The organism is Rathayibacter tritici (assembly GCF_002932875.1).
Taxonomy (GTDB): Bacteria; Actinomycetota; Actinomycetes; order Actinomycetales; family Microbacteriaceae; genus Rathayibacter; species Rathayibacter tritici.
Genome location: NZ_PSWS01000062.1, coordinates 40,748 through 59,040, shown reverse-complemented (window position 1 = coordinate 59,040; position 18,293 = coordinate 40,748). Strand labels below are relative to the sequence as shown.

Here is an 18,293-nt window from a genome sequence, read left to right as displayed (position 1 = left end):
CTAGGAGGTGCGGACCGTGACCTGCGCTGCCAGCTCGCGGAGTTCGGCGATGCCCTCGGCTCGCAGCGGCGCGTCGGGGAGGACCGCCGTCGCGGCCTGAACCTCATGGGCGATCCGCTCCTCCAGCTGCTCCAGGGCACCGCTGCCCGCGACGATCTCCTGCGCGCGCGCGATCGCGGCCGCGTCGGCATCGCTGTGGCCGACAACGGCGTCGAGTTCGGCTCGATCGCTCGGCGAGCAGGCGCCGCGGGCCAGCCCGAGCAGCACGGTGCGCTTGCCCTCACGCAGGTCGTCGCCGGCGGGCTTGCCCGTCACGGCCGGGTCGCCGAAGACGCCGAGTACGTCGTCGCGCAGCTGGAACGCGATCCCGACCGGGAGTCCGAAGCGGCGCAGCGCGTCGAGCTGGGCGTCATCACCGCCGGCCAGCGAGCCTCCGATCGCGAGTGGCGCCTCGATGCTGTACTTGGCGCTCTTATACACGACCACCCGCTCGGCTCGCTCCAGGTGCTCGTGCTCGGGGTGGCGCACCCACGCGCTCTCTTCGAGGATGTCCAGGTACTGGCCCAGGGTGACTTCGGTGCGCATCAGGTTGAACTCGGCTCGTGCGCGCTCGGCGGCGGCGCGGTCGCCGAGCGACCACTCCGCGTCGGCGAAGATCTCGTCGGACCAGACCAGGAGTAGGTCGCCCAGGAGGATCGCGGAGGAACGGCCGAACTCGTCGCGGTCTCCGCTCCAGTCGCCGTCGGCGTGGAGGAAGGAGAAGCGCCGGTGCGCCGCAGGCGCGCCGCGGCGGGTGTCGGAGTTGTCGATCACGTCGTCGTGCACGAGCGCCGCCGCGTGGAACAGCTCAAGGCTCGCCCCGACTCGAGCGATCGGATCGGAGCCACTCGGGTGGGCCTGGCTCGGGGCGCTCGAGACGGCGTTCCAGCCCGCCTCGCAGAAGCGCGCGCGAAACCGCTTGCCCCCGCTGAGAAAGTCCCGCGAAAGGTCGCCGAGGGCGGAGACGTCCTCTCCTATGGAGCGCAGAATTGGTGTGCGCCCGGTGAGGAATTCATCGATTCGGAGCTGGACGCGATCGATGAGTCGAGAGCTGTGGTTCACCCGACCAGCCTATGCACCGAAGGTGCCTGGTGACTGCGTCGGGCTCGGTCTACACTGAAGCGCCGCCCGACCGCTCGAGCCCAGACCCCGCCTACTCGGTGTCGTTCCGCGGAAGGATCGACGCCACGCCCTATCGACGCCACACCCTGAAGGGGTCATGATGCCGCTTTCGGAACACGAGCAACGGCTCCTCGATGAGATGGAGCGCAACCTCTATCAGAACGATGCCGATTTCGTGGCGGCGGTCGGCAAGGGGCGCGGCGGCACCAACTACCGCGCTCTGGTGCTCGGCATCCTCCTCGGCATCCTCGGTCTCGGCGTCCTCGTGGCGGGCGTGGTCGTGCGTCAGCCCCTCGTCGGCATCCTCGGCTTCGCGTTCATGCTCGGCGGTGTGATCGTCGCGATGCGGCCGGCAGCCGGTGGTTCCTCCGCGCCCGGGCTCCCCGACGTCGGTCGGCAGACCAGGCCCCGCACGGGCAACCGCCAGGGCTCCGGTTTCATGGACCGTCTGAACGACAGGTGGGACAACCGCGGAGACGGGCGCGGCTAGCCCCCCCCTCCGCTCCACCCCAGGGTCGATCCTCACGGATCGGCCCTTTTTTCGTGCCTCGGCCCTCCCCTCAGCCGCAGTTCTCCTCCACTTCGCCCCACCATCACGGATCCGCGGAATGACGCGGATCACGGGGGTCCCTTCGGCGCGCCACGGCCTGTGCCCGGGTTGTGAGTGGGGGGAAGTGGAGTACTGTGGAGGACACACCATCCGTGGCCGGAAGAACTGGGGGGCAGTCCGTGTTCCTCGGCACCCATTCCCCCAAACTCGACGAGAAGGGCCGTGTGATCCTCCCCGCCAAGTTCCGCGACGAGCTCTCCTCCGGAGTCGTCGTCACGCGCGGCCAGGAGCGGTGCCTCTACGTGTTCAGCCAGGCCGAGTTCGAGGTGATGCACGAGAAGATCCGGCAGGCGCCGGTGACCAGCAAGCAGGCACGCGACTTCCTCCGGGTGTTCCTCTCGGGGGCGAGCGCCGAGATGCCGGACAAGCAAAACCGCGTGACCCTGCCGGCTCCGCTGCGCGCTTACGCCGGGCTGGACCGCGACCTGACCGTCATCGGGGCGGGCAACCGCGCCGAGATCTGGGCGCAGGACGCCTGGGAGAGCTACCTGCACGAGCAGGAGTCCGTGTTCTCCGACACTCAGGAGGAGGTGATCCCCGGCCTGTTCTAGCTCCTGTCGCGCGACTCCCAGCCACTCGGCGCCCGGACGCACCTTCCCCGGTGTCCGGACGCGAGCTGGATGGGGATCGGGCGACAGGATCGGGACCGGCGGGACCGCCATGACAGAGAACACTCCCCAGAACACCCCCCGCCCCACCGAGCAGCGGCACCTCCCCGTGCTGCTCGAGCGCTGCGTCGAACTCCTGGCACCGGCGCTAGAGCGCGACGGGGCAGTGGTCGTGGATGCGACGCTCGGCATGGGCGGGCACTCGCTCGCGTTGCTCGAGCGCTTCCCGGGGCTGCACCTCGTCGGTCTGGATCGTGACCCCGAGGCCCTGCAGCTCGCGGGGGAGAGGCTCGCGGCCCACGCCTCCCGGATCGACCTCGTGCACGCCGTCTACGATGAGCTGCCGGACGTGCTCGACGAGCTGGGCATCGACACGATCGACGGCGCGCTTTTCGACCTCGGCGTCTCCTCGCTCCAGCTCGACGAGACCGAGCGCGGTTTCTCCTACTCCAAGGACGCGCCGCTGGACATGCGGATGGACTCGACCGCCCCGCTCACTGCGGCGACCGTTCTCGCCGAGTACGACGAGAGCGCCCTGCGCCGACTCTTCCACGAGTACGGCGAGGAGCGGCTCGCTGCTCGCTACGCGAAAAAGATTGTCGAGGCGCGCCGCGAGGGCCCGCTGGAGCGCTCCGGCCGGCTGGTCGAGATCATCCAGGCGGCGACCCCGGTCGCGATCCAGCGCAACGGCCACCCCGCCAAGCGCGTCTTTCAGGCGCTGCGGATCGAGGTCAATCAGGAGTTGTCCGTTCTCGGGCGGGCGATTCCCTCGGCACTGGCCCGGATCGGCGTCGGCGGGCGGATCGTCGTCGAGGCGTACCAGTCGCTCGAGGACCGCATCGTCAAGCGCGCGCTCCAGGCCGCGTCCTCCTCCACTGCCCCGGACGGTCTCCCGATGGAGCTGCCGGAACACCGACCCGAGTTCCGACTCGTCATCCGCGGGGCCGAGCTCGCCTCCGAGGACGAGAAGGCCCAGAACCCCCGAGCGACACCCGTGCGTCTGCGCGCGGCCGAGAGGATCAGGAGCACTGCATGAGCGCTACCGCCGTCATCGACCCCGCCATTATCGACACCGCCCGTCGGGCACGTCCCGAGGAGCGCACGCCCGGCCCCCGGATTGAAGCCGTCCCGTCGGGCCGGGTGAAATCGCGTCCCACGCTTGTCTACGGGATCGTCGCCGTCGCCGGACTGTTCGCGATCATCGTGGTGCAGCTCCTGGTGAGCGTCGGACTCTCGCAGGGGGCCTACCAGATCTCGGCGCTACAGACCGAGCAGAAGTCGCTCACTCGCAGCAACGCAGAGAAGCAGAACGCGGTCGACACGCTGAGTTCGCCGCAGAACCTCGCCACGGCGGCGCAGGGCCTGGGCATGGTCGCGAACACCGCGCCCGTCTACCTCCGCCTCTCCGACGGCGCCGTCCTCGGCGACCCGTCCTCGGCCAGCTCGAGCGAGGTCGCGGGTACCGCCGCGACGCCACTGGTGTCGAACGCTCTCGTTCCTGCTCTTCAATCGGGTGCGAGCGCGTCCTCCCCGGCCGTCGACGGTGCAGCCGTACCGTTGCAGGGCGAGTTGCCCGCGCCCATCACACACTGACGCAGCCCGCACTGATGCACAGAAGGACACCGCCGCAGTGAGACACCACCGCTCGAGTAGACGCCGCACGGCCGTCACGTTCGTCATCATCGTCGCCGTCGTCGGACTTTTCATCGGCAAGCTGGTCGACATCCAGATCGTGCGGGCGAACGAGCTCACCGATGCGGCCGCCCAGAACCAGTCGAACAGCGTTGTCACCTACGGTCAGCGCGGTCCGATCGTGGACCGCTCCGGAACAGTGCTCGCGGACACCACCACGCGCTACCGTCTGACGACCTCGCCGAAGAACGTCGCGGAGTTCCCGCGTGAGCTGGGCGGCGACCAGAAGGTCATGGTCAGCGTCCAGCAGGCCGCCTCTGAGATCGGCGCCGTCACCGGCCAGACCATCGAGCAGATCACCGGAGCGGTCGACGCGGCACTGGCGAAGGACGCGAAGGCCAACTACCTGGTCCTCGCCGAGGGGCTCGACCTGGAGGCGTACCAGAAGCTCGTCGCGCTCGACATCCCGTGGACCTACTTCGAGACGCAGCAGGGCCGCAGCTACCCCAATGGCGCGGTGGCCGGCAACCTCGTCGGCTACGTCGGAGCGGACGGAGCCGCCCAGGAGGGCATGGAGTACGCCGAGAACACCTGCCTCGCCGGGCAGAACGGCTCCGAGAGCTACGAGCGCAGCGCCGACTACGTTCGGATCCCGGGCAGCACCGTCTCAGAGACACCGGCCGTGGACGGCGGGACGCTGAAGCTCACCATCGACTCCGACCTGCAGTACTACTCGCAGCAGGTTCTCTCGCAGCGGGTCGCCGAGGTCGGTGGTAGCTACGGGATCGTCGTGGTGCAGGAGGTCAAGACCGGCAAGCTGCTCACCGTCGCAGAGACTCCGACCGTCGACCCGAACAACGTCGAGGCGAGCGGCTCGGCGGACCGCAGCTCGCGCGCCTTCCGGGCGCCCTTCGAGCCGGGCTCCACCTTCAAGCCGATGACGGCCGCGATGCTGATCGACCAGGACCAGGCAAGCCCGACGACGCACGTCGTCGTTCCGGACGCCTTCGAGAAGGACGGCGCGTCGTTCAGTGACGACTTCTCGCACACGCCGACGAACTACACGCTGACCGGCATCCTGAAGGACTCCTCCAACGTCGGTATCTCGATGCTCGGCTCTCGCCTGTCGGCCCAGACCCGGTACGACTACCTGCAGAAGTTCGGCCTCGGCGCCCCCACCACCAGCGGCTTCCCCGGCGAGGAGGGCGGCCTCCTCGCCGACTACCAGGACTGGGACAACCAGACGAACTACACGACGATGTTCGGCCAGGGCGTTTCAGCGACCGCCGTGCAGGTCGCGAGCATCTACCAGACGCTCGGCAACGGCGGAGTCCGGCTCCCGGCGCAGCTGATCGCGGGCTGCACCACGGCCGAGGGCTCGGAGGTGGACGTGCCCGACTCGACGGGGTCCCAGGTGGTCTCGAGTTCGGCGGCCAAGCAGGTTGTCGACATGCTGCAGACTCATTACAACGAGGGTTGGCTGGCGAAGGACATCCACATCGACGGCTACAACATCGCCACCAAGACCGGCACCGCTCAGCAGCCGGACGGCAAGGGCGGCTACTCGAAGAGCTACACGGTCTCGCTCGCCGGACTCGCTCCGGCGGAGGACCCGGAGTACGTCGTGACGGTCACCATCGCCGATCCGGTTAAGATGAATACGTCCCAAGCGACGGCTCCGGTATTCCAGCAGGTCATGACGCAGGTGCTCAAGACCAACCGGGTGGAGCCGTCCACGGTTCCTCCCGTCGAGTACCCCACGACGTGGTGAGCCCGGCCGGGACCGCGATCCAGGTACCAGAACGAGAGAAAGAGCGGGCAGTGCACGACCCTCGCCCGCAGTCCTCCCTCCGCCCCGAGCACCCCGTGCCGCGCAGCCTCTCCCAGCTCGTCGCCGAGTTCTCGCTCGGGCCGGTCGTCGGTGTCGAGGGCGTCGAGGTGAGCGGGGTCACTCTCGACTCGAACCAGGTCGAATCCGGCGATCTCTACGTCGGTGTCGCGGGGCGGCGGGCACATGGCGCGGCCTTCGCGTCCGCGGCTGCCGCGTCCGGCGCTGTGGCCGTGCTGACCGATCCCGCCGGTGCGGAGCTCGCCGCCGACAGCGGCCTCCCCGTCCTGGTGACCCCCGATCCGCGTGCCGCCCTGGGCGATGTCGCCGCGTGGATCCACCGCACGCGCGAGGACGTGCCGACGCTCTTCGGAGTGACGGGCACGAACGGCAAGACGAGCGCCGTCTACCTCCTCGACGCCCTGCTGCGCCGGCTCGGGGTCGTCTCGGGGCTCAGCTCCACGGCGGAGCGGCGCATCGGCGATGTCGCGGTCGTCAGCTCGCTGACCACTCCCGAGGCGAGCGAGCTGCACGGCCTGCTGGCCCGGATGCGCGAGTCCGCCGTCCGCGCGGTCTCGATCGAGGTCTCGGCGCAGGCGCTCAGTCGGCATCGGATCGACGGCCTCGTCTTCGACGTCGTCGGCTTCACCAACCTCAGCCACGACCACCTCGACGACTACTCCGACATGCGCGAGTACTTCGAGGCCAAGGCCGACCTTTTCGAGCCGGAGCGGGCGCGACGCGGTGTCGTCACCGTGGACAGCGCGTGGGGCCGCGAGCTCGCCGAGCGCAGCCGCATTCCCGTCGCGACGCTCGCCAGCTCGTCGGTCGTCGGAGTCGCCCCCACCACTCCCGCCGACTGGTCGATGACCGTCGTCGACGCGACCGCCGACAGCACCATGTTCCGCCTCGACGGGCCCGAGAACCGCTCCGTCGTCGTCACCGTCTCGCTGATCGGCTGGTACATGGCGGCGAACGCGGCGCTCGCGATCGTGATGCTGGTGGAGTCGGGTTTCGACCTGGACGCCATCGCGCACGCGCTGGAGGACAGTCGGCTCGACGTCTACATCCCCGGCCGCGCCGAACTGGTCTCGGGCGTGCGCGGGCCGCGCGTCTACGTCGACTACGGCCACACTCCTGACGCTTTCCAGAACGCGCTCGAGGCGCTGCGGACCATCACTCCCGGTCGCCTGTTCATGGTGTTCGGTGCCGACGGCGACCGCGACACCACGAAGCGCAGCGACATGGGCGCCATCGCGGCGCGTCTGGCCGACGTCGTGATCGTGACCGACTTCCACCCGCGCTGGGAGGATCCGGCCGCCATCCGTGCCGCGCTCCTCCAGGGGGCCCGGGCCGCCGCGCCCGACCGGGAGATCCACGAGATCGCCGACCCGCGCGCGGCCGTGCGCGCTGCCGTCGCTCTCGCGCACGAAGGGGACTCGATCCTCTACGCCGGGCCCGGCCACGAGGACCACCAGGAGATCGCAGGAGTGCACATGCCGTATTCGGCCAGAGACGACGTCCGTGACGCACTGCGTGAGGCAGGCTGGCTGTAGATGATCGCCCTCACCCTCACCGAGATCGCCGAGGCCGTCTCCGGCCGCCTCCACCTGGCCGGCTCGGCCGCCACGGCCGCCACCGTTGTGGACGGAGCGACCGAGACCGATTCCCGCGAGATCGCGCCCGGCGGGATCTTCGTCGCCAAGCGCGGCGAGCACACCGACGGCCACCTCTTCGCGCCCGCCGCGCTCGAGCACGGGGCTGCGCTCCTGATCGTGGAGCGTCCGCTCGACCTCGACGTGCCGCAGGTTCTCGTCGACGACTCGGTCGAGGCGCTCGGCGCCCTCGCGACCGAGGTCGTCCGCCGTGTGCGAGCGAAGGGTGGGCTCACCGTCATCGGTGTTACCGGTTCGAACGGCAAGACGACGACCAAGAACCTCCTGCGCACGATCCTCGAGCGCGTCGGCGAGACGGTCGCGCCGCGCGGCTCCTTCAACAACGAGGTCGGTGCGCCGATCACGATGCTGCAGGTGTCGGAGTCGACGCGCTTCCTCGTCGCCGAGATGGGGGCGAGCGCGGTCGGCGAGATCCGCCGCCTCGTCCGGATGGCGAAGCCGGATGTCGGCGTCGTGCTCGCGGTGGGCCTCGCGCACGCGGGGGAGTTCGGCGGGATCGAGCGCACGCTCGAGGCCAAGACCGAAATGGTCGCCGACCTCACCGTCGACGACGTCGCCGTGCTGAACGCTGATGATGGCCGTGTCGCCTCGATGGCGGCCCGCGCCGCCGCTCGCGTCCTCTGGTTCGGCCGCGGCGAGAGCGCTGATGTTCGCGCCGTCGACATCGACGCCACCCCGGACGGCACCCGCTTCACGATCGAGGTCGCAGCGGGGGAGGGCCGGGAGTCCGCCCGTGCCGAGCTCCTGCTGCGCGTCCTCGGCGAGCACCACGTGATGAACGCCCTCGCGGCGACCGCCGCCGCGCTCTCGGTCGGAGTGACGCTGCCCGCGATCGTGGACGCGCTCGCCACCGTCACCCTCGCCGAGCGCGGCCGGATGGAGGTCCTCGGCGGCGAGGACGTCCGCGTCATCAATGACGCCTACAACGCGAGCCCCGACTCCACCGCCGCCGCGCTGCGCACGCTCGCCCAGATCGCGAAGCCCCAGGGGCGCACAGTCGCGGTCCTGGGCGAGATGAGCGAACTCGGCGAGTGGGCCGACGAGGAGCACGATCGCGTCGGCCTGCTGGCCGTGCGCTTGAACATCGCCCAGATCGTCGTGGTGGGCCGCGGCGCCCGGCGTATCCACGTCGCGGCCGAGCGCGAGGGGTCCTGGAGCGGCGAGTCCGTTTTCGCCGAGACCTCGGACGAGGCGTTCGCGTTCCTGGAGGAGTACCTGCGCCCGGGTGACACCGTGCTGGTCAAGTCCTCCAACTCCGCGGGCCTGCGTTTCCTCGCCGAGCGTCTCGGGGAGCGCCACCGATGAGGGCACTCCTGCTGGCCGGCGCGCTCTCCGGAGCGTTCACGCTCCTGATGACGCCCCTGTTCATCCGCCTCTTCCACCGCCTGCAGTGGGGCCAGTTCATCCGCGAGGACGGGCCGAAATCGCACCACGTCAAGCACGGCACGGCGACGATGGGGGGCATCGTCATCATCATCGGCACCGTGGTCGGCTACTTCCTCGGAATGCTGTTCGGCAACCGTGCGATCGCCCCCTCCGCGCTGCTCGTGCTGTTCATGATGGTCGGACTCGGGCTCGTCGGCTTCGTCGACGACTTCCTCAAGACCCGCAACCAGCGCAGCCTCGGGCTCGGCGGCTGGGCGAAGATCACCGGGCAGGTGGTCGTCGCGGCGGCCTTCGCCGTCATCGCGATCATGGTCCGCGACTCCAACGGGCTCACGCCCGCGTCCACCTCGATCTCGTTCATCCGCGACCTGCCGTTCGACTTCGCCGCCCTCGGGTGGATCGGCATCGGCCTGTTCGTGCTGTGGATCTGCGTCATCGTCACCAGTACCTCGAACGGGGTGAACGTCGCCGACGGCCTCGACGGCCTCGCGACCGGGTCCTCGATTCTCGCGATCGGCTCCTACGTCATCATCGGCTTCTGGCAGTCGAACCAGTGGTGCTTCGACCAGCGCCTCAGCCCCGAAGTCGTCGACAAGTGCTACCAGGTGAGCGATCCCTTCGATCTGGCGATCATCGCGGCGGCGGTCTCCGGGGCCCTAGTCGGCTTTCTCTGGTGGAACACCTCGCCGGCCCAGATCTTCATGGGCGACACCGGATCCCTCGGCCTGGGTGGCGCGCTCGCGGCCCTGGCGATCCTCACCCGCACCGAGCTGCTCGTCATCCTCATCGGCGGGCTGTTCGTGATCGTGACCGGCTCGGTGATCCTGCAGCGGATCTACTTCAAGCTGACCCGGGGTAAGCGCATCTTCCTGATGAGCCCGCTCCACCACCACTTCGAGCTCAAGGGCTGGGCCGAGATCACCGTCGTCGTCCGCTTCTGGATCATCGCCGGCATCTTCGTCGCCGCCGGTGTCGGGCTCTTCTACCTGGAATGGCTCTCGCTGGAATGACCGATCGCACCCGTCTCGACTCCCTCCGCAGCTGGCACTCGAACTGGCGGGGCCTGCGGGTCGCCGTGCTGGGCCTGGGCGTCACGGGGTTCTCGGTAGCCGACACGCTGACCGAGCTCGGCTCGGAGGTGCTGGTGCTCGCCGACCGCGCCGACGAGGAGCGCGAGCGCCTGCTCGAGGTGATCGGTGCGCGCCTGCACCGCGCGGACAGCCTCGACTCGGCCCCGGAGGAGCTGCGCTCGTTCGCACCGGAGCTGGTCGTGGTCTCACCCGGCTTCCGGCCGACGCACCCGATCCTGCGGTGGGCGCGGGAGTCCGGGATCATCGTGTGGGGCGATGTCGAGCTGGCCTGGCGGGTCCGCGACAAGGTCCTCAGGGCCGACGGCACTCCGGCGGACTGGGTGGTCGTGACCGGGACCAACGGCAAGACCACGACCGTCCAGCTCACGGCGACGATGCTCGTGGCCGGCGATCTCCGCGCCGCTCCGTGTGGCAACATCGGCGTCCCCGTGCTCGACGCCGTCCGTGACCCGCAGGGCTTCGACGTCCTCGTCGTCGAGCTCTCGAGCTACCAGCTGCACTATCTGGGCGCGATCGAGCCGATCGCGAGCACCTGCCTCAACATCGCCGACGACCACCTGGACTGGCACGGCTCCTTCGAGGCGTACCGCGCCGCCAAGGGGAAGGTCTACGCCGGAACACGCGTCGCCTGTGTGTACAACCGGGCGGATGCGGCGACCGAGCAGATGGTGCTGGACGCCGACGTGATCGAGGGAGCGCGCGCGATCGGCTTCGGCCTGGGCGTGCCCGGGCCCAGCGACTTCGGTGTCGTCGACGGCATCCTCTGCGACCGCGCCTTCCTCGAGGACCGGCGCACCAGCGCGCTCGAGATCGCCACCGTCGACGAGCTCGCCGAGCGTCACCTCGCCGCACCGCACATCGTGCAGAACGTCCTGGCGGCGGCCGCGCTCTCCCGTGCCTGCGGGATCGAGGTCGCCGCGATCCGCCGGGCGCTGGCGAGCTTCGAGCTCGACGAGCACCGCATCCAGGTCGTGGCCGAGCGCTCGGGGGTGACCTGGGTGAACGACTCCAAGGCGACGAATCCGCATGCCGCCGACGCCTCGCTGCGCGCCTATCCGTCGGTCGTCTGGGTCGTCGGCGGGCTGCTCAAGGGAGTCGACGTGGATGCCCTGGTCGCCGCGCACGTCAACCGACTGCGCGGTGCGGTGGTGATCGGCGCGGATCGCTCGGCGCTGCTCGGCGCATTCGGGCGACACGCGCCCGCCCTCCCCGTGCGCGAGGTCGTCCCGGACGACACTGGTGCCGTGATGCAGGCGGCCGTCGAGGCCGCCGCGACGCTCGCCCGCCCGGGCGATGTCGTTCTGCTCGCACCCGCTGCAGCCTCGATGGACCAGTTCCGCGACTACGCGGCTCGGGGCCGCTCCTTCGTGGCCGCCGTGGCGACACACCTGGGAGGGGGAGCCGATGACCGCTCCGACGACGAGCCGCCTCGCGGGCCGCTCGCGCACTGAGTCGCGCGGGAAGGACCGGAGCGGGGCCCGCTCCGCGCGGATCGTCCTCTCGAAGGTCTTCGCTTCCCACTCGCCGAACTTCTACCTGCTCTTCGGCACCACGCTCTTCCTGGTGCTGTTCGGGCTGACGATGGTGCTCTCCTCCTCGTCGGTCACCTCCTACGTGTCGAGCGATGACTCGTTCGGCGGGTTCCTGCGCCAGGGCGGCTTCGCGCTACTCGGCATCCCGATGATGCTGGTGGTCTCGCGACTGCCCGTCACTGTCTGGAAGCGGATCACGCCCGCCTTGCTCGTGGCCGGCTGCGTCCTGCAGGGTCTCGTGCTTTTCACGCCGCTCGGCGAATCCGTCGGCGGCAACCGCAACTGGATCCGACTCGGCGCGTTCAGCATGCAGCCGTCCGAGATCATCAAGCTCGCCCTCGCGCTCTGGCTGGGGCTCCTGCTCGCCCGCCGCTACCGCTCGGCGAAGGACTGGAAGGACGCGCTCGTCCCGGTCCTCATCGTCGGCGGCTTCGCGATCGGCCTGGTCCTGATCGGCGGCGACCTCGGGACGGTCGTCATCATGGCGGGCATCGTCCTCGCGGCGCTCTTCTACGCGAACGTGCAGATGCGGATCCTCGTCCCGATCGTGGTCGTCGGGGCGATCGGAGCGGTGCTGTTCGCCGTATCGAGTGACAACCGGCTCACCCGGATCATGTCCTTCCTCGGCGACTGCTCGAACGTCGAGGAGTACCAGAACTCGTGCTGGCAGCCGGTGCACGGCACCTGGGCGATGGCTTCCGGCGGGATCTTCGGCGTGGGCCTGGGCAACTCCAAGGCCAAGTGGTCGTGGCTGCCCGCCGCCGACAACGACTACATCTTCGCGATCATCGGCGAGGAGCTCGGACTGATCGGCGCGATCGTCGTGCTGGCGTTGTTCGTCGTGCTCGCCGTCGCATTCTTCCGCGTCATCCACGCCTCCACCGATCCGTTCGTGCGGATCAGCACGGGCGCGATCATGGTCTGGCTGATCGGCCAGGCCTTCGTCAACATCGGCGTGGTGCTGGGGGTGCTCCCCGTGCTCGGGGTCCCCCTGCCGCTGATCTCCTCCGGAGGCACCGCTCTGCTCAGCTCGCTCCTCGCCATCGGCGTCGTCCTCTCCTTCGCCCGCACGCAGACAGCGCCCCTGCCCGGCGCGGGCGTCCTGCGCCGCAGGAAGGCGGCGGCCGAGTGACCCGCTACCTGCTCGCCGGTGGCGGCACAGCCGGCCACGTGAATCCGCTGCTCGCGACCGCCGACGAGATCCGCTCGCGGCGTCCGAACGACGAGGTGCTGGTGCTGGGCACCGCTGAGGGACTGGAGGCGCGTCTGGTCCCCCTGCGCGGCTACGAACTCTCGGTGATTCCGCGCCTGCCGTTCCCGCGGCGGCCGAACCCGGCCGCGCTGCGCTTCCCGGGCGCCTTCGGCGCCACCGTCGCCGGGATCGTGCGGACGATTCGTGAACGGCGGATCGACGCGGTCGTCGGTTTCGGCGGGTACGCCGCGGCCCCCGCCTACCTCGCCGCCCGTCGCGCCGGCGTCCCCTTCACCGTGCACGAGGCGAACGCGCGCCCCGGGCTGGCCAATCGCCTCGGCGCCCGCGCGACTCGCTCCGTCGGCGTCGCGTTCGAGGGCACTTCGCTGCCGCACGCGCGGATGGTAGGGATGCCGCTGCGCCGCGAGATCGCGCAGCTCGACCGCGCCGCCCGCCGCGACGAGGCAATGGCCGCGCTGGGTCTGGATCCGTCGCGGTCGACCCTCCTGGTCACCGGTGGCTCCCTCGGCGCCCGGCGGATCAACGCGACCGTGCACGCCGCCGCCCCCGCCCTCGTCGCCACCGGCTTCCAGATCCTGCACATCACCGGCGGCCGCGCAGAGATCACGGACCCCGGTATCGCGGGCTATCACCTCCTCTCCTACTGCGACCGGATGGACCTCGCGCTCTCGGCCGCCGACGTCGCCGTCTCCCGTGCCGGCGCGGCGACCGTCAGTGAGCTGACCGCGCTGGGCCTGCCCGCGGTCTACGTCCCGTACCCGGTCGGCAACGGCGAGCAGCGCTTCAACGCGCGCGGCGTGGTCGATGCTCGTGGGGCCGTCCTCGTCGAGGACGCGGCCTTCCTCCCCGGTTGGGTCGAGCGCGAGCTCGTACCGCTGCTGGGCGATGCCGTCCGCCGCGACGAGATGGCGTGCAGGGCGGCTCGCATCGGCGTGCGCGACGGCTCCGGGAGGCTCGTGGACCTGATCGAGTCGAGTCTCACCGCGCCGAGATGAGGTCGCTCCGCGCGGCTCGGGGGCGCACTCCGGCCCAGCGTTTACACTGATCCGGCGCACCGAGCAAGGCACCTTCCGCCCGCCGTGTCCCACCCGAAAGCGAGAGCCCCGTGATCAAGCCCGACCTCGGCATCACCGTCCCCGACGAGCTCGGCTCGGTCCACTTCATCGGCATCGGCGGCTCCGGGATGAGCGGGATCGCGCGCCTGTTCCAGCACGCCGGCCACCGGGTCACCGGCTCGGACGTGCGTGAGTCGCACCCGATCGAGCAGCTGCGCGAACTCGGGGTCCCGGTCGCCATCGGGCATGACGCGGCCACTCTGGGCGACGCCGAAGCGGTCGTGGTCACCTCGGCGCTCTGGCCTGACAACCCCGAGTACCTGCTCGCGAAGGAGCGCGGCCTGCCCGTCCTGCACCGCTCGCAGGCGCTCGCCTGGCTGGTGCGCGGCAAGCGCCTGGTCGCGGTCGCCGGCGCGCACGGCAAGACCACCTCGACCGGGATGATCGTGACGGGCCTGCTCGGCGTCGACGCCGACCCGAGCTTCGTTAACGGCGGGATCATCGAGAGCCTCGGTACCTCCTCCGCCGCCGGAGCCGGCGAGGTCTTCGTGGTCGAGGCGGACGAGTCCGATGGCAGCTTCCTCCTCTACGACCCCGCGGTCGCGCTCATCACGAACGTCGACCCGGACCACCTCGACCACTACGGCTCGCTCGAGGCCTTCGAGGAGGCTTTCGTCACCTTCGCGTCCTCCGCGAGCGAACTGGTCGTCCTCTCCTCCGACGACCCGGGCGCCGTCCGCGTCGCCGAGCGGATCGTCGACCGCCGGGTGGTGACCTTCGGCGAGGACGTGGGAGCGGACGTCCGCGTCGTCGATCTCGAGCTGGTGGGTCCGGTCGGCTTCTCGCTCGAGTACCAGGGGCGCCGCTACTCCGCCCGCCTGCGCATCCCCGGTCGGCACAACGCGATCAACGCGGCCGGTGCCTTCGCGGTGCTGGTGGGGCTGGGCTTCGACCCGGCGGCCTCGCTCGAGGCCGTGGCGGCGTTCGGAGGAACGGAGCGCCGCTTCGAGCTGCACGGCGCGGTCCGCGGCGTCAGCGTGTACGACGACTACGCCCACCATCCCACCGAGGTCGCGGCCGCTCTTTCCGCCGCGCGTACGGTGGTCGGTGCGGGCCGCATCATCGCAGTGCACCAGCCGCACCTGTACAGCCGCACTCGCCTCTTCGCCCGCGAGTTCGCCGAGACGCTGGAGCGCTACGCCGACGAGACGGTCGTTCTCGACGTCTACGGTGCGCGCGAGGACCCGGAGCCCGGAGTCACCGGCGCGCTGGTCAGCGAGAAGTTCGCCGATCCGTCCCGCGTCTCGTTCGTGCCGGACTGGGCGGAGGCGGCCCGCCGCACCGCCGAGATCGCGCGCGAGGGCGACTTCGTCATCACGCTCGGTTGCGGCGATGTCTACCGGATCATCCCGCAGGTGCTCGAGTCGCTCGGCGCGAGCGAGGCCGCGCCGGTCGCTCGATGACCGCAGCTCACACGCCCGCCGCGGAGGAGCTGCTGTGAGGCGGCCCGACGGCGCCCGTGCACCCTTGCCCGGCCGCGGCGACGGAGCGCGTACCGCGGAGCCGGACACCGAGCCGGTCCACGTCGTCTCCTCGGTCCGCGTGGACCCCACGCGCTCCGAGCAGGAGCCTTCGCGTCTGGACGCCGCCCGCCGCACCCTCGCCGGCCTCAGGCTGCCGGGCGCCGAGCGCCGCGCCGTCTCGCGGGCCGCTCGGGAGCGGAGGCGCTACGAGCGCGGTGAGGTCCGCCGCTTCACCAAGCGCGCTCGTCGGCGGCGCCTGATCGCTCTCGTCGTCGCCGGGTCGCTGGTCGCTCTAGCGGCGGTGGTCGGTGTCGCCGCGTACTCGCCGCTGATGGCGGTACGCACGATCGAGATCACGGGCACCCAGCGTGTTGATGCTGCCGCCATGCAGAGCGCGCTCGACGATCAGCTCGGTGTGCCGCTCACCCTCGTCGACCGCGACGAGGTCGGCCGGGTGCTGGGGGCGTCGCCGCTCATCCAGAGCTACTCGGTGCAGACCCGGCCGCCGAGTACCCTCGTCGTCTCGATCATCGAGCGCTCCCCGCTCGGCGTGATCGCGAAGGGCGGCCGGTTCGAGCTCGTCGATGCGGCAGGAGTGGTCATCGAATCGGCGGACGCGGCGCAGCCGGGCTATCCGGTCCTCACCACCCCATCAGGTGACGCGTCCGGAGCGGGCTTCCGCGCCACCGCGCGTGTGCTGCGCGCACTGCCCGCCTCGCTCGCCGCGCAGGTCACGGCCGCCACGGCCACGACCGGTGACGATGTCGCGCTCACCCTGCAGAACGGCGCGTCCGTGGTGTGGGGCGGCTCCGACGAGTCGGCGCTCAAGGCCGTCGTGCTCGAGAAGCTGATGGCCGCAACCGATCCGGCCGCCGTCGGCAGCTACGACGTGTCCTCGCCCGAAGCCGCGGTCGTCGCGCCCCGATCTTAAGGTCCGGCGGATCCGCGCGTTCTTTCGGGCGTTGCTGGCGTGTCTGCTGGGAGCGCGACCGGACTCCGCCTACCGTCAGAGCCGAACCCCAAATGCATACTCAGCATAACTTTAAGCCTCAACTACAGGTTTAAGGTTCAGCCCGGAGGCCGGAGACGTGACTTCAAACCAGAACTACCTCGCCGTGATCAAGGTCGTCGGCATCGGCGGTGGCGGCGTCAACGCCGTCAACCGCATGATCGAGCTCGGCCTGCGCGGTGTCGAATTCATCGCGATCAATACGGACGCTCAAGCGCTCCTGCTCAGCGACGCCGACGTCAAGCTCGACGTCGGACGTGAGCTGACCCGCGGTCTCGGCGCAGGTGCCGACCCCGAGGTCGGCCGCCGTGCCGCCGAGGACCACGCCGAGGAGATCGAGGAGGTCCTCGCCGGGGCCGACATGGTCTTCGTCACCGCGGGCGAGGGCGGCGGAACCGGCACCGGAGGCGCGCCCGTCGTCGCGCGCATCGCCAAGTCGATCGGCGCGCTGACCATCGGCGTCGTGACCAAGCCCTTCGGCTTCGAGGGCCGCCGCCGCCAGACCCAGGCCGAGGCCGGCGTCGCGACGCTCAAGAACGAGGTCGACACCCTCATTGTCGTCCCGAACGATCGCCTCCTCGAGATCAGCGACCGCGGGATCTCGATGCTGGAGGCGTTCGCGACGGCCGACCAGGTACTGCTCGCCGGTGTCCAGGGCATCACCGACCTGATCACCACCCCCGGCCTGATCAACCTCGACTTCGCCGACGTGAAGTCGGTCATGCAGGGCGCAGGTTCGGCGCTGATGGGCATCGGCTCCTCGCGCGGTGCCGATCGGGCGATCAAGGCGGCCGAGCTGGCCGTCGCCTCCCCGCTGCTCGAGGCCAGTATCGACGGCGCGCACGGCGTGCTGCTCTCGATCCAGGGCGGGTCGAACCTCGGCATCTTCGAGATCAACGATGCGGCCCGCCTCGTTCAGGAGGCGGTGCACGCCGAGGCGAACATCATCTTCGGCGCGGTGATCGACGACACGCTCGGTGACGAGGTGCGCGTGACCGTCATCGCCGCGGGCTTCGACGGCGGCGAGCCGGGCGGGACCGCTCCGGCCGCGATCGCCCAGCCTCGCCAGCAGCAGAGTTCCGCGGCCGAGCCGACCGCCGAGCCGGCTCCCGTTCCGGCTCCCGCCGCGCCGCCCGCTGCCGGCTCGATCTGGTCGAGCACCCCTGTCGCCGCTCCGGCCCCTGTCGCCGACCCGTCCTTCGACGAGGACGACAGCGACCTGGACATCCCGGACTTCCTCAAGTAACCGTGGCTGATCCGGAGCTGGCCGCGCGCTGGGCCGAGGTCTCCGAGCGGGTCGCCGACGCGGCCCGCTCGGTCGGTCGCGAGGCCTCCTCGGTGACGACCATTGTGGTGACCAAGTTCCACCCGGTCTCCGTGCTGCGCGACCTCCTCGAGCTGGGTGTCGTCGACTTCGGCGAGAACAGGCACCAGGAGGCTCAGGAGAAGTCGGTCGACCTCGCGGGTAGCGCGGCGCGCTGGCACTTCCTCGGGCAGCTCCAGAGCAAGAAGGCCCGGCAGGTCCGCCGCTATGCGAGCGCGGTCCACTCCGTCGACCGGCTCGCACTCGTCCCGCTGCTCGACACCGGCGAGGAGCCGCTCGACGTCTTCCTGCAGGTCAACCTCACCGAGGATCCGGACCGCGGGGGAGCGGCCCCGGCCGAGATCGAGCCCCTCGCCGAAGCCCTCGCGCAGGCTCCCGGGCTGACCCTGCGCGGAGTGATGGCGGTCGCTCCGCTGGGCGAGGAGCCCCGTCCCGCCTTCGCCCGGCTGCGTGCGACCTCGGAGCGGCTGCGCTCCATCGACCCCGCCGCGACAGCGATCTCGGCGGGGATGTCGCACGACTTTGCCGAGGCGATCGCCGAGGGTGCGACACACCTGCGAATCGGGACGGCAATCACCGGAGAACGCCCCGCCCGCACCTAACCTCGTGATGACCCACCTGTGGGAGCACACACAACACGGAGGA

General features: G+C 70.4%; 16 protein-coding genes. 15 read left to right on the top strand and 1 reads right to left on the bottom strand.

The annotated features are described in order from the left end of the window. Complete coding sequence (locus C5D07_RS12165) at window positions 1-1,101, bottom strand: polyprenyl synthetase family protein (RefSeq protein ID WP_068252616.1); 1,101 nt, start codon at window positions 1,099-1,101, stop codon at window positions 1-3. Between the two features lie 157 nt (window positions 1,102-1,258). Here C5D07_RS12165 and C5D07_RS12160 point away from each other — a divergent pair, with 157 nt between their 5' ends. From C5D07_RS12160 to C5D07_RS12090, 15 genes are all read left to right on the top strand, one after another. Further along, window positions 1,259-1,651, top strand: coding sequence for a DUF3040 domain-containing protein (locus tag C5D07_RS12160; protein ID WP_308470993.1), 393 nt, complete (start codon window positions 1,259-1,261; stop codon window positions 1,649-1,651). A gap of 239 nt (window positions 1,652-1,890) precedes the next feature. Further along, window positions 1,891-2,322 carry a division/cell wall cluster transcriptional repressor MraZ gene (mraZ, locus tag C5D07_RS12155; RefSeq protein WP_068252618.1) on the top strand — a complete coding sequence of 144 codons (432 nt, stop codon included), beginning with the start codon at window positions 1,891-1,893 and terminating at the stop codon, window positions 2,320-2,322. A 109-nt stretch (window positions 2,323-2,431) separates the two neighbouring features. After that, window positions 2,432-3,415, top strand: coding sequence for a 16S rRNA (cytosine(1402)-N(4))-methyltransferase RsmH (gene rsmH, locus C5D07_RS12150; RefSeq protein ID WP_068252620.1), 984 nt, complete (start codon window positions 2,432-2,434; stop codon window positions 3,413-3,415). Further along, entirely contained in the window at window positions 3,412-3,972 is a 561-nt protein-coding gene (gene ftsL, locus C5D07_RS12145; RefSeq protein ID WP_068252622.1) for a cell division protein FtsL, read from the top strand. Before rsmH ends, ftsL begins: the two co-directional genes overlap by 4 nt. Window positions 3,973-4,009: 37 nt before the next feature. After that, a complete protein-coding gene (locus C5D07_RS12140) occupies window positions 4,010-5,782 on the top strand; it encodes a peptidoglycan D,D-transpeptidase FtsI family protein (RefSeq protein ID WP_068252625.1) in 1,773 nt (590 codons plus the stop codon). A gap of 50 nt (window positions 5,783-5,832) precedes the next feature. Continuing rightward, window positions 5,833-7,395, top strand: coding sequence for a Mur ligase family protein (locus tag C5D07_RS12135; protein ID WP_068252626.1), 1,563 nt, complete (start codon window positions 5,833-5,835; stop codon window positions 7,393-7,395). Next, window positions 7,396-8,820, top strand: a complete 1,425-nt coding sequence (locus C5D07_RS12130) for a UDP-N-acetylmuramoyl-tripeptide--D-alanyl-D-alanine ligase (RefSeq protein WP_068252627.1) — start codon at window positions 7,396-7,398, stop codon at window positions 8,818-8,820. Beyond that, the gene (mraY, locus tag C5D07_RS12125; RefSeq protein WP_068252633.1) at window positions 8,817-9,911 is read left to right on the top strand and encodes a phospho-N-acetylmuramoyl-pentapeptide-transferase; all 1,095 of its coding nucleotides are present in this window, start codon (window positions 8,817-8,819) and stop codon (window positions 9,909-9,911) included. The genes C5D07_RS12130 and mraY overlap by 4 nt, the downstream gene beginning before the upstream one ends. Continuing rightward, window positions 9,908-11,443 (top strand): UDP-N-acetylmuramoyl-L-alanine--D-glutamate ligase, encoded by a 1,536-nt coding sequence (gene murD, locus C5D07_RS12120; protein ID WP_104259433.1) that lies wholly within the window; start codon window positions 9,908-9,910, stop codon window positions 11,441-11,443. The genes mraY and murD overlap by 4 nt, the downstream gene beginning before the upstream one ends. Next, the gene (ftsW, locus tag C5D07_RS12115; protein ID WP_084415845.1) at window positions 11,397-12,656 is read left to right on the top strand and encodes a putative lipid II flippase FtsW; all 1,260 of its coding nucleotides are present in this window, start codon (window positions 11,397-11,399) and stop codon (window positions 12,654-12,656) included. The genes murD and ftsW overlap by 47 nt, the downstream gene beginning before the upstream one ends. After that, window positions 12,653-13,732: a UDP-N-acetylglucosamine--N-acetylmuramyl-(pentapeptide) pyrophosphoryl-undecaprenol N-acetylglucosamine transferase gene (locus tag C5D07_RS12110; RefSeq protein ID WP_068252641.1), complete on the top strand. Its 1,080-nt coding sequence runs from the start codon at window positions 12,653-12,655 to the stop codon at window positions 13,730-13,732. The genes ftsW and C5D07_RS12110 overlap by 4 nt, the downstream gene beginning before the upstream one ends. Before the next feature lie 110 nt (window positions 13,733-13,842). Beyond that, window positions 13,843-15,255, top strand: coding sequence for a UDP-N-acetylmuramate--L-alanine ligase (murC, locus tag C5D07_RS12105; protein WP_068252642.1), 1,413 nt, complete (start codon window positions 13,843-13,845; stop codon window positions 15,253-15,255). A 34-nt stretch (window positions 15,256-15,289) separates the two neighbouring features. Beyond that, window positions 15,290-16,246: a cell division protein FtsQ/DivIB gene (locus tag C5D07_RS12100; protein ID WP_167542349.1), complete on the top strand. Its 957-nt coding sequence runs from the start codon at window positions 15,290-15,292 to the stop codon at window positions 16,244-16,246. 157 nt (window positions 16,247-16,403) lie between these two features. Then, window positions 16,404-17,570, top strand: coding sequence for a cell division protein FtsZ (ftsZ, locus tag C5D07_RS12095; RefSeq protein WP_068252645.1), 1,167 nt, complete (start codon window positions 16,404-16,406; stop codon window positions 17,568-17,570). A 2-nt stretch (window positions 17,571-17,572) separates the two neighbouring features. Next, window positions 17,573-18,250, top strand: coding sequence for a YggS family pyridoxal phosphate-dependent enzyme (locus C5D07_RS12090; RefSeq protein ID WP_068252648.1), 678 nt, complete (start codon window positions 17,573-17,575; stop codon window positions 18,248-18,250). Window positions 18,251-18,293: the final 43 nt, after the last annotated feature.

Bases quoted from the DNA above. Each gene is read 5' to 3' on its own strand.
- murD (WP_104259433.1), top strand. From the start codon at position 9,908: ATGACCGATCGCACCCGTCTCGACTCCCTCCGCAGCTGGCACTCGAAC.
- ftsW (WP_084415845.1), top strand. From the start codon at position 11,397: ATGACCGCTCCGACGACGAGCCGCCTCGCGGGCCGCTCGCGCACTGAG.
- C5D07_RS12160 (WP_308470993.1), top strand. From the start codon at position 1,259: ATGATGCCGCTTTCGGAACACGAGCAACGGCTCCTCGATGAGATGGAG.
- ftsL (WP_068252622.1), top strand. From the start codon at position 3,412: ATGAGCGCTACCGCCGTCATCGACCCCGCCATTATCGACACCGCCCGT.
- C5D07_RS12130 (WP_068252627.1), top strand. From the start codon at position 7,396: ATGATCGCCCTCACCCTCACCGAGATCGCCGAGGCCGTCTCCGGCCGC.
- rsmH (WP_068252620.1), top strand. From the start codon at position 2,432: ATGACAGAGAACACTCCCCAGAACACCCCCCGCCCCACCGAGCAGCGG.
- mraY (WP_068252633.1), top strand. From the start codon at position 8,817: ATGAGGGCACTCCTGCTGGCCGGCGCGCTCTCCGGAGCGTTCACGCTC.